This is a genomic window from Enterococcus sp. AZ088, assembly GCF_051714845.1.
Taxonomy (GTDB): domain Bacteria; phylum Bacillota; class Bacilli; order Lactobacillales; family Enterococcaceae; genus Enterococcus; species Enterococcus faecalis.
Window position 1 is genome coordinate 1,561,178 of the sequence record NZ_JBIOSQ010000001.1, and the last position, 14,468, is coordinate 1,575,645.

Here is a 14,468-nt window from a genome sequence, read left to right on the forward strand (position 1 = left end):
TTTCTCCTTTAAAAATTAATGTTTGAAATGACGAGTCCCAGTAAAAATCATCGCAATACCATAATGATTCGCTAGATCAATTGATGCTTGATCTTTAATGCTCCCGCCTGGCTGAATAATTGCTTGAATGCCATGTTGTGCAGCATATTCCACGCTATCTGCCATGGGGAAAAAGGCATCACTTGCTAAGACGGCCCCTTGTAATTTTCCAGCTGCTTGGGCTTGATCAACTGCAATTTTTACTGACCCAATTCGATTCATTTGACCAGCGCCAATCCCCACCGTTTGGCTTTCATTGGCTAAAACAATAGCATTTGATTTTACATGCTTGACTGCTTTCCAAGCAAAGTTCAATGCGTCTCTTTCAGCTGGTGTGGGTTGGCGCTCTGTAACAACTTGCCATGCTTGGTCATTTTCAACAACTGTATCCTGTTCTTGAATTAATAACCCACCCATAACAGAAACTAATTCCATCGCTTTTTTTTCTTGAGCATGAAAATCTAACGTTAACAAACGAAGATTCTTTTTCTGAGATAACAGTGCCAGAGCTTCTTCCTCAAAACTAGGCGCAATAATTATCTCTAAAAAGATTTGATGCATTTCAGCCGCAGTCGCTTGGTCCACTGGACGATTCAAAACAACAATGCCACCAAAAATTGAAACTGGATCTGCTTCAAATGCCTGACGATAGGCTGCCAAAATCGTTTTTCCTGTTCCAATTCCACATGGGTTCATATGTTTAACAGCGACAACCGTAGGTTCTGTAAACTCGCTAGCAATCCGGAGTGCTGCATCAGCATCTCGAATATTGTTATATGACAGTTCTTTGCCATGAAGTTGTCGAGCGGAAGCAATGGATAGTGATACAGGTACAACGGATTGATAAAAGGTGGCCTGTTGATGGCTATTTTCACCATAGCGCAATGTTTGCTTGCGTTCATAAGTAAGCGTCTGTTTCTCTGGTTCAGTTTCACCCACTTGCGTCGTTAAATAGTCAGCGATAAGCGCGTCATAAGCAGCGGTATGACGAAAGACTTTTGCTGCTAATCTTTTTCTAGTGGCTAACTGGCTAGTTCCAGTGCTGCTAATTTCACTTAATACCTGTTCATAATCACTAGGATCAACCACTGCTGTTACGTCTTGATAATTTTTTGCCGCTGAACGTAACATGCTAGGACCGCCAATATCAATCATTTCAATCGCTTCTGCTTCAGAGATCGCTGGTTTTAAAATTGTTTCTTTAAATGGATAAAGATTCACTACTACAAGGTCAATAAATTGAATGCCTTGTTCAGTCAGTGCTTTTTGATGCGCTTGGTTTCCCCTTTTTGCCAAAAGTCCGCCATGGATATTCGGATGTAACGTTTTGACACGGCCATCTAACATTTCTGGAAAGCCAGTGATGTCGTCAATAGCAAGTGTCGGTACCCCCGCTTCTTCTAAGACACTCCTTGTACCCCCAGTGGAGATAATTTCAAAACCATTTGCAACTAAGCCTGCTGCAAATGTTGTCACTCCTGTTTTGTCTGAAACGCTAATCAATGCTCTTTTGGTCATTTCATTGTCTCCTTTACAATTTGTGAAATTATTTTTGGGTACCATTCGTGCTCAAGAGCATGAATTTTCTCTGCTAATGTGTCCACTGTATCTTCGGTATCAATCTTGGTGGTTGTTTGAAAAATAATCGGTCCTGTATCAACCCCAGAGTCAACATAATGGATAGTGATTCCTGTTATTTTCACTCCATAATGAAATGCCTCTTCAATTCCGTGAAGACCTGGAAAACTAGGTAACAGAGAAGGATGAATATTGACGATTCTCTTTGGATAAGCCTCCAGTAAAGTCTTGCCGATAATTCTCAAATAACCAGCTAACACGATTAAATCGATCTGATGCTCTTTTAAATGTTTCAATACTTGTTCTTCATACTGCCCACGAGATGGAAAATCAGATGGCGAAAAGCAAACAACGGGAATCTTGCGCTTTTGGGCACGGGTCAATACATAGGCTTCAGGCTGGTCACAAAAGACTAAGCTCAACTGCCCTGCAATTTTTTTCTGGGAAAAAGCTGCAGCAATCGCCTCAAAATTGCTACCATTGCCAGATGCAAAAACAGCTATCTTCATAAGGCTTCCTTAAAAATAACGGCTTTCGTTTTCCTAGGTACCAAACGACCAATTTCAAAAGCTTCTGGCAAAAGCTCCTGAACTTTTTCAACATGCTCTGGACTCACCGCTAAAATCATCCCTAAGCCCATATTGAAAATTTCATACATTTCTTCAGATGGAATTTCACCATATTTTTGAATCAATTTAAAAATTGGTAGCACTGGCCAACTATTTAATTGAATCTCTGCAGCTAGTGAGGAAGAAAACATTCTTGGTAGATTTTCTAAAAACCCGCCGCCAGTAATATGCGCAGCCCCATGCACGAGTCCTGCTTTTAACAATGGCAATAATTCCTTCACATAAATTTTTGTTGGTGTTAATAATTCTTCCCCTAACGTTTTGGGTGCCAATTCTGGAAGCTCGTCCGTTGTTTTAAACAAATGTTTCTTAAAAAAAACATTTCTTACTAAAGAGTAACCATTAGAATGAAGACCACTTGAAGGAAGACCAATCAAGAAATCGCCTTCTTTTACGTTACTTGGAGTCAAGAGTTGACTTTTCTCAGCAATACCCACGGCAAAACCAGCCACGTCATAAGCATCTGCTTCATACATATCAGGCATTTCAGCTGTTTCGCCCCCAATTAAGGCTGCATTCGCCTCACAACAGCCAGTCGCAACACCCGCAACAATTGCTTCAACTTTAGCTGGATTAACGGTCCCTAACGCTAAATAATCTAAAAAATATAACGGTTCGGCGCCTTGTGCGACGACATCATTGACACACATTGCTACACAATCAATTCCGATTGTCTCGTGTCTCTGTTCTTCAATTGCCAAGAGTAACTTTGTGCCTACGCCATCCGTTCCTGATACCAAAACTGGTTCTTTAAGCTTGTAACTACTTAAATCAAAACAACCACCAAAACCACCAAGCATGCCCAACGTTCCCGTCCGTTGTGTCTTTTGGCTATGCTTTTGAATTCGTTCCACTACTTCGTATCCTGCCTCAACATTTACGCCAGCTTTTGAATAGGCATTTTCCATGTCAATTCCTCCTAGTTTCTTTTTTCAAGGATGCTTGATATTGTTCTTCATAATCATACAAAGGCGTTGGATAGTCTCCATTAAAGTAAGCCATACACAGCCCAGAATAAGGAGCATCATAATTTAATTGAATCCCATCAATCAGCCCTGCTTCACTCAAAAAAGCCAGCGAATCTGCGCCAATCTGCTCTTTGATCTCTTCAATTGAATAGTTTGCCGCAATTAGTTCGTCCCGCGTCTGTATATCAATGCCATAAAAACACGGATATTTTAATGGTGGTGAAGCAATTCTGACATGAACTTCTTGCGCTTCTGCTTCTTTTAATAAATGAATAATGCGCCGAATAGTGGTCCCGCGAACAATCGAATCATCTACTAAAACGACTTTTTTTCCTTTGACCACGCCACGAACTGCCGATAGTTTCATTCGGACACCTTGTTCTCTTAATTCTTGTGTCGGCTGGATGAACGTTCGAGCGACATATTGATTTTTTACTAAACCTAGTTCGTAAGGTATCTGTGCTTCTTCTGCATAGCCGCTAGCTGCAGACAATGACGAGTTCGGTACCCCAATTACCATATCAGCTGCGACTGGACTTTCGATTGCCAAGTTCTTTCCCATTCTTTTACGAGCTGTATGCACATTAACTCCAGCAATATTTGAATCTGGTCGTGCAAAATAAATATATTCCATTGCGCAAATCGCCGGTTGGACTTCCGTAGTGAAAACCTCTATTTTCAAGCCTTCATCAGAAATGATGACTACTTCACCAGGCGCCACATCTTGAATAAAGCGAGCCCCAACTGTTTCTAATGCACACGTTTCGGATGCCACAACGTACGCCCCATTGTTCATTTGTCCGATGGAGAGAGGGCGAAAGCCGTTGGGATCCAGTGCAGCAATCATCATCGTTTCTGTTAATAAAAGATAAGCAAAGCCACCCTTAACCAAATTCAAGCTCTCTTTTAATTTATCGAGAAACGAGGCAGCAGTGCTTTTTCGAATCAAGTGCATTAAAATTTCAGTGTCTGAATTGGAATGAAAAATAGCGCCTTCTCTTTCTAGTTGTTTTCGTAAACGCTTGGCATTTGTCAAATTGCCATTGTGTGCTAACCCAATTTGACTATCATAAAATTTAAATAAAAATGGCTGAATATTATCCACGCTACCCGTACCAGCGGTTGCATAGCGTACATGACCAATAGCCGCCGTTCCTTCTAACGCATTCAGTTGTTCTTGCTTTTGGAATACTTCTGCTAATAAACCTAAATCACGGTGGCCATCTAATTCCCCAGAATTGTTCGCCACAATTCCCGCGCCTTCTTGGCCTCGATGCTGCAAGCTGTGTAAGCCAAAATAGGTCACGTGTGCCGCATCAGGATGACCCCAAATACCAAAAATACCACACTCTTCATTTAAGCTTTTTGCTTCATAAGACATGGAATCGCATCCTCCCATAAGGCTTTGGCTTCTTTTGTTGAACAATTGATCACATCATCTAACGCATGGATGACCAAACCAGTTTCAGTCACTTTCCCAATATGTTTTGCTTTTTTTCCGATAAGTGCTTCAAATGCTTCTTGATGCTGGGGACTAACTGAAAGAATAAAACGGGATTGCGTCTCCGCAAATAGATATTCTTTTTTTAATGGCAGTGTCACTTGTAGCCCCAGTTCGTTGGCAAAAGCCGACTCGGCTAAAGCAACGGCAACACCGCCTTCAGCGCAATCATGCGCGCTAGCAACTAGGCCTGCTTGAATTGCTTTTAAAACTAATTCTTGGTTTGCTTTTTCCTCTTTTAAATCAAATGAGCGTAATTGCCCTTCAATTCGACCCAGTTGCATTTTTTGAATTTCTGAGCCGTTAAAATCTGCGTGGGTTTCACCGATGAGATAAATTAAGTCATCCACTTGTTTAAACGCTTGTGTGGTAATTTGTGAAACATCTTCAATCACGCCCACCATGCCGATCATTGGCGTTGGATAAATGGCTTGACCATCTGTTTCATTGTAAAGAGAGACGTTCCCTGAAATCACGGGTGTTCCTAGCTGACGGCAGGCTGCGGCGATTCCATCCGCCGACGTCCATAATTCCCAAAAACTTTCTGGTTTATCTGGGGAACCATAATTCAAGCAATCAGTGATAGCCAAAGGTTGTGCTCCACTTGCTACAATATTACGGGCTGCTTCTGCAACCGCAATTTGCCCACCAATTTCAGGATTTAAATACAAATAACGGCTATTACAATCTGTCGTCATCGCTAAGGCTTTATTGGTGCCCCGCACTCTTAAAACAGCTGCATCACTTCCTGGTTGCACCACTGTATTCGTTTGTACTTGACTATCATAGGTTTCGTAAACTGATTTTTTCGATGCAATCGTTGGCTGTTGCAATAGGCGTTTTAATAATTCCGTGCTATTCGTAATTTCTGGAATGAAGGGCGCTAATTTTTTAAAAGCACGCATCCGTTCTGGTTCTTGATAGGCTTTCTGGTAAACAGGTGCTTCTTCTGCCAAAGCATCTACTGGTACATCTGCGACTATTTTGCCACCGTGAAAGACACGATACTGTCCATCATCTGTTACGGAGCCAATCGCTACCGCTTCTAAGTCATACGTTTGAAACAATTCACAAACTTGCTGTTCTGCTCCTTTTTCCACACAGATTAACATCCGTTCTTGGGACTCAGACAAGAGCATTTCATAGGGGCTCATCTGCGTCTCTCTCTGCGGAACTTTATCTAGCTCTAGAATCAAGCCTGAACCTGCTTTTGATGCCATTTCAGCACTTGAAGAAACCAAGCCAGCCGCCCCCATATCTTGGATACCGATTAAAATATCTTGATGATTTTTGATTAAATCAAGACAAGCTTCCAATAATAATTTTTCCATAAACGGATCACCTACTTGTACCGCAGATCGTTGCTGTTCTTCACCTTCACTAAATTCTTCTGAAGCAAAGGTCGCACCATGAATTCCATCTCGTCCTGTTTTTGCACCTACGTAAAGAATGCTATTTCCGACTCCTTTTGCTTGGCCTTTTTGAATCTCATCATGACGAATCAATCCCACACACATAGCATTAACAAGTGGGTTTCCTTGATAACATGGCTCAAAAGCAATTTCACCGCCAACGGTTGGAATACCAATACAATTTCCATAACCGCTAATCCCCGCCACAACTTCTTGAAACAAATAACGTGTTCGTGCATCCGTCAGTTCGCCAAATCTTAGCGAATCCAGTAAAGCAATCGGCCGCGCCCCCATACTGAAAATATCGCGAATAATTCCACCAACGCCTGTAGCTGCTCCTTCGTAAGGTTCTACTGCAGAAGGATGATTATGGCTCTCTGCTTTAAAAACAACAGCTAATCCGTCACCAATATCGACAATCCCAGCTCCTTCACCAGGGCCTTGAAGCACTTGTGGCCCTTCCGTCGGAAACTTTTTTAAAACGGGCTTGGAATTTTTGTAAGAGCAATGTTCACTCCACATCACGGAGAATAAGCCAGTTTCTGTATAATTAGGTTCTCTTTGCAAAATGGTCTCAATCTGATGATATTCTTCATCTGTTAGTCCCCATTCTGTATACAACCGTGTCTCCTTGATTTCTTTTGGTGTTGGTTCATTCATCATTGGCTTAATTCCTTTCCAAAGTTTTTAATGATTGAAGCAAAAAAGCTGCGTCCATCTGTTGAACCTAACAATTCTTCCATCGCTCGTTCCGGATGAGGCATCATTCCTAGAACATTGCCCCGTTCATTACAAATACCAGCAATATTCGCAAGACTACCGTTCACCTTTTCTTGATACGTAAAAACAATTTGGTTCTTTTCTTTCAGCTCTTTCAACGTTTTTTCATCACAATAGTAATTCCCTTCGCCATGCGCTACTGGTAAATGTATCGAAACATTTTCAGGATACTCGCTTGTAAACTTTGTGTGCGTATTCACTTTCAATGGGACACTTTTACAAATAAAACGAAGCGAATCATTTCTTAACAACGTACCAGGAAGCAAGCCAATTTCTGTTAAAATTTGAAAGCCATTACAAGTACCAAAAACCATTTTGCCTTCTGTAGCAAAGCGAATCACCTCATTGATAATTGGCGAAAACCGAGCAATTGCACCACAACGTAAGTAATCGCCATAAGAAAAACCGCCCGGCAATAACACGCCATCAAATTTTGCTAAAGAAGTGGCATCGTGTCGGACAAATTCTGCATCGACGCCCATCACCTCTTTGACAGCCCACAATAAGTCTGCATCACAATTAGATCCTGGAAAAACAATCACTGCCAATTTCATTTAAATTTCCTCCAAAGATAAAATTTCAAAACGATAGGATTCCATATTTACATTGGCTAATAGTTGATCACAAATTTGTTCAATTTTCTCTTCAATTGCTTCTGTCTGCTGGACGTGCATTTCAAAATACTTACCGACACGGATTTCGGCTACTTCTGTAAAACCAAGCCGATGGACTGCTTCCTTAACCGCTTCACCTTGGGGATCCAAAATTGATTCTTTATACGTAACATAGACTTTGACAAAATACATACGCGCTTCCTCCTCAATTAGCTGTTAGTAAACGTTGTAAAACTTCTTCATATACAGGAACTATTTCTCCTAATTCACGGCGATAAACATCTTTATCCAGATGTTCGTTTGTGTTTAAATCCCATAAACGACAGGTGTCTGGAGAAATTTCATCTGCCAGTAACAATTGATTGGCCTTCGTCCGACCAATCTCGATTTTAAAATCGATCAAACAAATATTGAGGCGTTGAAAGAGTTGACTAAGCGCCTGATTAATTTGTAAAGCCAATGCTTTAATCTCCACAATTTCAGCAGGAGTGGCTACTTTTAGAAATTGAATATGGTCTTCGTTAATAAAAGGATCATCCAGACGATCTTCTTTGTAATAAAATTCGATAATGGGCGTCACTAATTTAGTGCCCTCTTCAATCGCTAAACGCTTTGAAAAACTTCCTGCCGCATAATTACGTACGACAACTTCCAAAGGAATCATTTCTACGGCCTGAATTAATTGTTCGTGTTCAGATACTTTTTTGATAAAATGATTGGGAATCTTTTGTTGCTGTAAATGTTCAAAAATTAGACTAGTGATTTGATTATTTAAAGCGCCTTTCCCAAGAACTTTGTCTTTTTTTTGACCGTTTAAAGCTGTTGCTTGATCAAGATATTCCACAAAAAGAACCGTTGCATTTTCTGTTTGATACAACTTCTTCGCTTTTCCTGTATACACAAGTGCTTTCTTTTCCATTCTTTCCCTCTTCTCGTTAGCTTCATGAACCCTATTCTTTCTAACTCAGCTGATTTACATCAGTTAAAAACTTACATTAGTTATAAAAAAACAATAATCGTTCGTGTTTGTCGAATGTAAAAATAAAAAACTTGCTTGGAGCAAGCATTTATTAAGTTACGTTCCAAATACCAACAGTCTCAATTTCCTTTAACGTTTCTGATAAGCAAGGTGTTGTAATGGTGACGTGGCCCATTTTTCTGCCAACTTTTGATTCGGCTTTTCCATAGTAATGGACTTGCCAAGTGGGTTTTGACGTGCATAACTGGTAGCTTTTTTCTAAGTGTTCACCTAAGAGATTCACCATAACCACTGGTTGAAGTAACTGGGGTAACCCAATGCCCCAATTGCTAATCCCTCGAATATGCGCATCAAATTGACTAAATGAGCAAGCTTCAATAGAGTAATGACCTGAGTTATGAGGCCGTGGCGCTAATTCATTGACGTACAACTCTTCTGAATCCGTTAAAAACAGTTCGATAGCTAAAACCCCAGATAAATTTAATTCCTCAGCAATGTGTTGCGCCAATTCCGCTGCTTTTTGTTGCACATTCTCAGAAATTCGAGCTGGCACAATTGATTCATGCAAGATATTCTTTCGATGAATGTTTTCAGATGCAGGAAAGCTTTGGTAACCATGCTTATTCCCTACAACGATGATTGAAAGTTCTTTAGTGAAAGGCACCCACTTTTCTAATTCACAAGTAGCGTTAGCTAATAATTCAGTCGCTTGGGAGAAATCCTCTTCGCATTTTAAGACGACCTGTCCTTTTCCATCGTATCCACCTTGAATAGTTTTTAAGACACATGGAAAACCAATCTTTTCTGTTGCTTGTGGCAGCTCTTTCTGACTTTTCACTTCCGCAAAAGGGGCAATCTTACAGCCAATCGATTGAAGAAACGTTTTTTCAAGCAATCGATTTTGAGTAATTTTTAACAATTCTGTTCCTTGTGGCAACTTTTCTAGTGGAATGGCCTTTTCTAGGGAGGCCACTTCAATATTTTCAAATTCATAGGTGATCACATCGCATAACTCTGCTAGTTCAGTTAAAGCAGATATCTGATCAAAGGCTGCCACAATTTGACGGTCAGCTACTTGACCAGCTGGACTATTGAGCGTTGGGTCCAACACAATCATTTGGAAACCCATTTTTTTACCACTCATGACTAGCATTCGCCCTAATTGTCCCCCACCTATAATGCCAATAGTTGCTCCGACTTTTAAGGGTTTATTCAAGTTGTTCCCCACTTTCCATAACCGCTTTTTCCAATGATTGTCGTCTTGCTTGGATTCTTTCTGCTAACTGTAAATCATCAATACTTAGTATTTCTGCAGCTAATAACCCAGCATTGGTAGCACCTGCTGAGCCAATCGCAGTTGTTGCTACAGGAACTCCCCCTGGCATCTGCACAATAGACAACAGTGAATCAATACCGTTTAATGTTCGTGTTTTAACTGGAACACCAATGACAGGTAAGGTTGTCTTTGCAGCTACCATCCCTGGTAAATGGGCCGCTCCACCAGCGCCAGCGATAATAACCTTCAATCCTTTTGTTCGTGATTCCTCTGCAAAACGAAACATCAAGTCAGGGGTCCTATGTGCTGATATCACTCGTTTTTCATAAGGAATTTTCAACTCTTCCAACACAAGACAAGCAGCTTTCATCGTTGCCCAGTCTGAGGTACTTCCCATAATCACAGCGACTAATGGTTTCATGAATGTAATAACTCCTTCCGCCTTTTTTCACTGTTATTCTAACAATGAGAAAAAGAGATGTCAAAGAAAAACCGAAATATTATATATTAAGATTATATAATGTTCGTGTTTACCAAAAAAAGAGCCATCGGAAAGATGACTCTTTTTTGCTATTTTTAGCGTTGCTTCCTCTTTAAGAAGAAACATCGCCTGTATTAATAACTGGTTGTGTGCCCTTATCAGTAATGATTGAGACTAGTAAATTATTAATAAGTTGTACTTTTCGTTCATCGGTAAAATTAATTTCTTGCCCTTCTTCGATCTGTTCTAAGGCCATTTGTGTCATGCTTACCGCACCTTCAACAATTGTTTGTCGAGCCGCTAAGATTGCTTTTGCTTGCTGTCTTTGCAACATGGAGCTAGCTATTTCAGTTGCATAAGCTAAATGATTCAACCGTGTTTCGATAACCTCTACACCAGCCACTGCTAAGCGTTCTTGCAATTCTTTGGTTAACTCCTCGGAAATTTGTTCGGTATTTCCTCGCAGAGTTACATCATTATCTGAAAAAGTGTCATAAGGATATTGTGTTGCTACATGCCGGATTGCCGTTTCGCTTTGAATTTCCACAAAGTCTTGATAATAATCGACATTAAATAACGCCTTAGCTGTATCGACTACCCGAAAAACGATGACCGCAGAGATTTCGATTGGATTCCCGTCAGAGTCATTGACTTTTAATAGAGAACTATTGAAATTTCGTACTTTCAAAGAAATGTTCATTTTTTGCGTAAATGGAATGGTAATAAACAACCCATTTTCTTTAATCGTACCTAAGTAGCGACCAAAAAATAAAATAGCTTTCGCCTGATTGGGACTAACAATGGTTAAAGAACTTAAAAATAAAATAGCCCCAATTAACAAAATAATACCTAAAACTACAAGAACTCCATTGGTATGACTCGCTCCATAAATAAATAAACCAATTCCCGCAATTAAAATAACTAATAAGCTCGCAATTCCTACGTAACCACTCATATAAAATGTTTTTTTCTCTTCCATCTGTTTCACTCTCCTAACTCATTTATCTGGTCCTTATTATACACCTCATTGCCTTCAATAGAGTAACTTTTAACATTAAATAAACTGATTTTTTCGGGGCTCTTGTAGTATACTGAGAACAAAGAAATCCCAAGAAAAGGAGTGATAGAATGCGCTATTTAAGCAAGGATATTTTAGAGGAAGTCATCACTCAACGCCCCTCCGACTCTTATAAAAGTAATTTTGGGCGTGTTGTATTAATCGGAGGAAACCGACAATATGGCGGAGCCATCATCATGAGTACCGAAGCGTGTATCAATAGTGGCGCTGGTCTCACCACTGTGATTACTGATGTTAAAAATCACGGGCCTTTACATGCAAGATGCCCAGAAGCGATGGTCGTGGGCTTTGAAGAAACAGTCCTTCTGACGAACGTCGTAGAGCAAGCGGAGGTTATTTTAATTGGTCCAGGTTTAGGCTTAGATGCTACTGCACAACAAATATTAAAGATGGTACTCGCCCAACATCAAAAACAACAATGGTTAATTATCGATGGCTCAGCGATTACCCTGTTTAGCCAAGGCAATTTTTCCCTTACCTATCCTGAAAAAGTTGTTTTCACACCTCATCAAATGGAATGGCACCGTTTGAGTCACTTACCTATCGAGCAACAAACACTGGCAAATAACCAGCGCCAACAAGCAAAATTAGGCAATACGATTGTTTTAAAAAGTCATCGCACCACAGTTTTCCACGCAGGAGAACCTTTTCAAAATACAGGTGGCAACCCTGGGATGGCTACTGGCGGAACTGGGGATACCTTGGCTGGCATCATTGCTGGTTTTTTAGCTCAGTTTAAGCCGACAATTGAAACCATTGCTGGCGCCGTCTACTTACACAGTCTCATTGGAGATGATTTGGCCAAAACTGACTATGTTGTTTTACCAACGAAGATTAGTCAAGCCTTGCCGACATATATGAAAAAATATGCCCAGCCCCACACTGCACCTGATTCTGAACTATTAGAACAGAAGCGTTCGAGATAAAACCCGAAAAGGCTAAATGGTGACAAATTTTGGGTTAAAAAGCAGGATTTAAGCCTGGGCCGAAAATCAAAAGCGATTTTCAGCCCAGGCTCTCTTTTTATTTTTCCTTATAAACATTTTTTAACGTTAATGGAGCGCCAAAGGTATGAAAATTCAAGCCTTTGACTTTATCATTTTGCAGGACTGTTTGTTCATTTTGGCTAAGTGGAATCATGCCAGCAGTCGTTTCAATCACTTCTTTTTCAGCCGCAATCAGTGTCGCCCATCTTTTTTCTGGCTCTAAGGCATAGGTTGTGGCTGCTTCATCTAATAATTTGTCATAGACAGGGTTCTGATAATTGCGATCATTGCCCTTGTATAAAGTCATCAGGGTAGAAATAGGATCTTGATAGTCTGGTGTCCAATAAATTAAGAATAAATCATAGTCGCTTTCTCGCCCAAAGTTCAATGCAGCTTCCGTTGGCAATACGGTTAGCTCTATTGTCAAACCAGGAAACAGTTCTTGTAGCGAGCCTTGCAAACTTTCACCAATTTTTTTGTAAGAACCATCATCTGTTACCATCAATTCAACGTTAACCTTTTCTCCTAATTCTGCTTGTGCTTTTTTCCAATAACTTTGCGCTTTTTCTTTGTTATAAACCATTAAATCACCTGCTTCTTGACGAAAATCGAGGCCCGTTGTGGGATTCGCCACAAAGCCTTCCGTGATTGCACCATGTAGCGCTTTAGAACCATCTGCAATAATATTATTGACTAGATTTTCTTTATCTATGCCTAAAGCCAACGCTTTACGCAGGTTTTCGTTTGCAAGCGGCGTTGCTTGCCCTTTCCGTTTTTGATTTAAGCGCAAATAGTTCATTGTCGCTGTTGGATACGAATGATACAACGTATTATTTTTATTCTGTTGCGCCAGTTCACCACTTAGTGTAGCCACATCTAATTGTCCATCTTCAAAAAGATTCAATGCAGTAGATGTTTCTTTGATAACCGTATAATTGATAATGTCTGAGCGCACGTTCTGACGATCCCAATAGCGATTATTTTTTGCTAGTTGCCAGTCCATCTTTGTTTGTTGCCAATCTTTTACCACAAACGGACCATTATAGACGACTTTATCACTAGCAGTTCCATAGTCCGCACCAAATTGTTCGACTACTTTTTGATTTTGCGGGAAAAATGTAGGAAAAGCTAATAAGGACGTAAAGTACGGTTTTGGCTCTTTGAGCGTCACTTTTAATGTATAATCATCCACAGCTGTGACACCAAGTTCATTGGGTGCTAATTTCCCAGCTGAGATTTCTGCACCATTTTGAATTGTTTCAACGATGAGGAAGCTATAAACAAAGCCATTTTTAGGATCAATCATTTTTTTCCAAGCATATTCAAAATCATGCGCTGTGACAGGATCATCGTTACTCCAAACCGCTTCTTTTCTCAAAGAAATCGTGTAGGTTTTTCCATCTTCTGAAATCGTCGGCAATGCTTTTGCTACGGCTGGTACCAATTGGTCTTGTTCATCTAAACTATATAACCCTTCAAACGCTGCTGTTTGGACAATAGCATCTGGAAAATCCAATAATACAGAGGTGTTGAGCGTTGTTAATTCTGAAGGTGACATCAGTTGAACGGCTTCTTTGGTATTTTTCTGTTTCTTTTTATTTTCATTTTTATTGGTACACCCAGCTAAAAATCCTACCAATAAAATACAAACCATTGTGATTTTTAAATACTTTTTCATCTTCTTTCTCCTATAACTCTTCATTTTTTTATGCTCTTACTTACAGAAAGACAGCTCCCCTTTTATTTTGTCCTTTCCACAAGCATCCAGACAACGACCGCTGGCTCCAACCCATCATTATAATTAATGTGCCCCTCACCAGCTTCAATTAATTGGGCTTGTCCAGCTTTTCCAACTAAGTCTTGACCATCTTCTAAAATCGTATGTGCTTCGCCAGAAATCACATAAGAATATTCATCCTGTTCATGGCGAGCATATCCAGCTAAAGGCCGTTTTTCACCAGGTTGTAATGTAATAATGCCCATTTGAACTTGTGCATTTGGTTGGTTTTCTTTATCAAAAAAAATCGTCATTTCTTCTGATTCTGCTGATTTAATAAGCAATAGCTTCCCCTCCTTTTTTAAATCTTGTATCTTCCATTATTCCTTTAAATAGAATCAAAGTCAATCTTTTTATAGAAAATTCTGAA

At 40.1% G+C, this 14,468-nt stretch carries 14 protein-coding genes; 1 reads left to right on the forward strand and 13 read right to left on the reverse strand.

Annotated features, from left to right (window positions below; all coding sequences use genetic code 11):
* Nucleotides 1-15: 15 nt before the first annotated feature.
* The 11 genes from purH to IGL17_RS07765 all read right to left on the reverse strand — a co-directional run bounded on the left by purH (nt 16) and on the right by IGL17_RS07765 (nt 11,236).
* A complete protein-coding gene (gene purH / locus IGL17_RS07715) occupies nt 16-1,602 on the reverse strand; it encodes a bifunctional phosphoribosylaminoimidazolecarboxamide formyltransferase/IMP cyclohydrolase (protein ID WP_016618327.1) in 1,587 nt (528 codons plus the stop codon).
* Nucleotides 1,554-2,126, reverse strand: a complete 573-nt coding sequence (gene purN / locus IGL17_RS07720; protein ID WP_016618326.1) for a phosphoribosylglycinamide formyltransferase — start codon at nt 2,124-2,126, stop codon at nt 1,554-1,556. The genes purH and purN overlap by 49 nt, the downstream gene beginning before the upstream one ends.
* Nucleotides 2,123-3,154: a phosphoribosylformylglycinamidine cyclo-ligase gene (purM, locus tag IGL17_RS07725; protein WP_016618325.1), complete on the reverse strand. Its 1,032-nt coding sequence runs from the start codon at nt 3,152-3,154 to the stop codon at nt 2,123-2,125. Before purM ends, purN begins: the two co-directional genes overlap by 4 nt.
* 1 nt (nt 3,155) lies before the next feature.
* Nucleotides 3,156-4,595 carry an amidophosphoribosyltransferase gene (purF, locus tag IGL17_RS07730; RefSeq protein ID WP_016618324.1) on the reverse strand — a complete coding sequence of 480 codons (1,440 nt, stop codon included), beginning with the start codon at nt 4,593-4,595 and terminating at the stop codon, nt 3,156-3,158.
* On the reverse strand, nt 4,571-6,790 hold the full coding sequence (gene purL / locus IGL17_RS07735) for a phosphoribosylformylglycinamidine synthase subunit PurL (protein WP_016618323.1): 2,220 nt from the start codon (nt 6,788-6,790) through the stop codon (nt 4,571-4,573). Before purL ends, purF begins: the two co-directional genes overlap by 25 nt.
* Nucleotides 6,787-7,461, reverse strand: a complete 675-nt coding sequence (gene purQ / locus IGL17_RS07740) for a phosphoribosylformylglycinamidine synthase subunit PurQ (protein ID WP_016618322.1) — start codon at nt 7,459-7,461, stop codon at nt 6,787-6,789. The genes purL and purQ overlap by 4 nt, the downstream gene beginning before the upstream one ends.
* Entirely contained in the window at nt 7,462-7,713 is a 252-nt protein-coding gene (purS, locus tag IGL17_RS07745; protein ID WP_002357271.1) for a phosphoribosylformylglycinamidine synthase subunit PurS, read from the reverse strand.
* A gap of 13 nt (nt 7,714-7,726) precedes the next feature.
* Nucleotides 7,727-8,440, reverse strand: coding sequence for a phosphoribosylaminoimidazolesuccinocarboxamide synthase (purC, locus tag IGL17_RS07750; protein WP_016618321.1), 714 nt, complete (start codon nt 8,438-8,440; stop codon nt 7,727-7,729).
* A gap of 151 nt (nt 8,441-8,591) precedes the next feature.
* On the reverse strand, nt 8,592-9,716 hold the full coding sequence (gene purK, locus IGL17_RS07755; protein ID WP_016618320.1) for a 5-(carboxyamino)imidazole ribonucleotide synthase: 1,125 nt from the start codon (nt 9,714-9,716) through the stop codon (nt 8,592-8,594).
* Entirely contained in the window at nt 9,709-10,197 is a 489-nt protein-coding gene (gene purE / locus IGL17_RS07760; RefSeq protein WP_002365766.1) for a 5-(carboxyamino)imidazole ribonucleotide mutase, read from the reverse strand. The genes purK and purE overlap by 8 nt, the downstream gene beginning before the upstream one ends.
* Before the next feature lie 172 nt (nt 10,198-10,369).
* Nucleotides 10,370-11,236, reverse strand: coding sequence for an SPFH domain-containing protein (locus IGL17_RS07765; protein ID WP_002366818.1), 867 nt, complete (start codon nt 11,234-11,236; stop codon nt 10,370-10,372).
* Between the two features lie 149 nt (nt 11,237-11,385).
* Between IGL17_RS07765 and IGL17_RS07770 the strand changes: the two genes are divergently transcribed.
* The gene (locus tag IGL17_RS07770; protein WP_438839742.1) at nt 11,386-12,261 is read left to right on the forward strand and encodes an NAD(P)H-hydrate dehydratase; all 876 of its coding nucleotides are present in this window, start codon (nt 11,386-11,388) and stop codon (nt 12,259-12,261) included.
* A gap of 97 nt (nt 12,262-12,358) precedes the next feature.
* Here IGL17_RS07770 and IGL17_RS07775 read toward each other — a convergent pair whose 3' ends face one another.
* Nucleotides 12,359-13,999, reverse strand: coding sequence for a peptide ABC transporter substrate-binding protein (locus tag IGL17_RS07775; protein ID WP_010819432.1), 1,641 nt, complete (start codon nt 13,997-13,999; stop codon nt 12,359-12,361).
* 62 nt (nt 14,000-14,061) lie between these two features.
* Nucleotides 14,062-14,382: a cupin domain-containing protein gene (locus IGL17_RS07780; protein ID WP_002365769.1), complete on the reverse strand. Its 321-nt coding sequence runs from the start codon at nt 14,380-14,382 to the stop codon at nt 14,062-14,064.
* Nucleotides 14,383-14,468 lie beyond the last annotated feature (86 nt).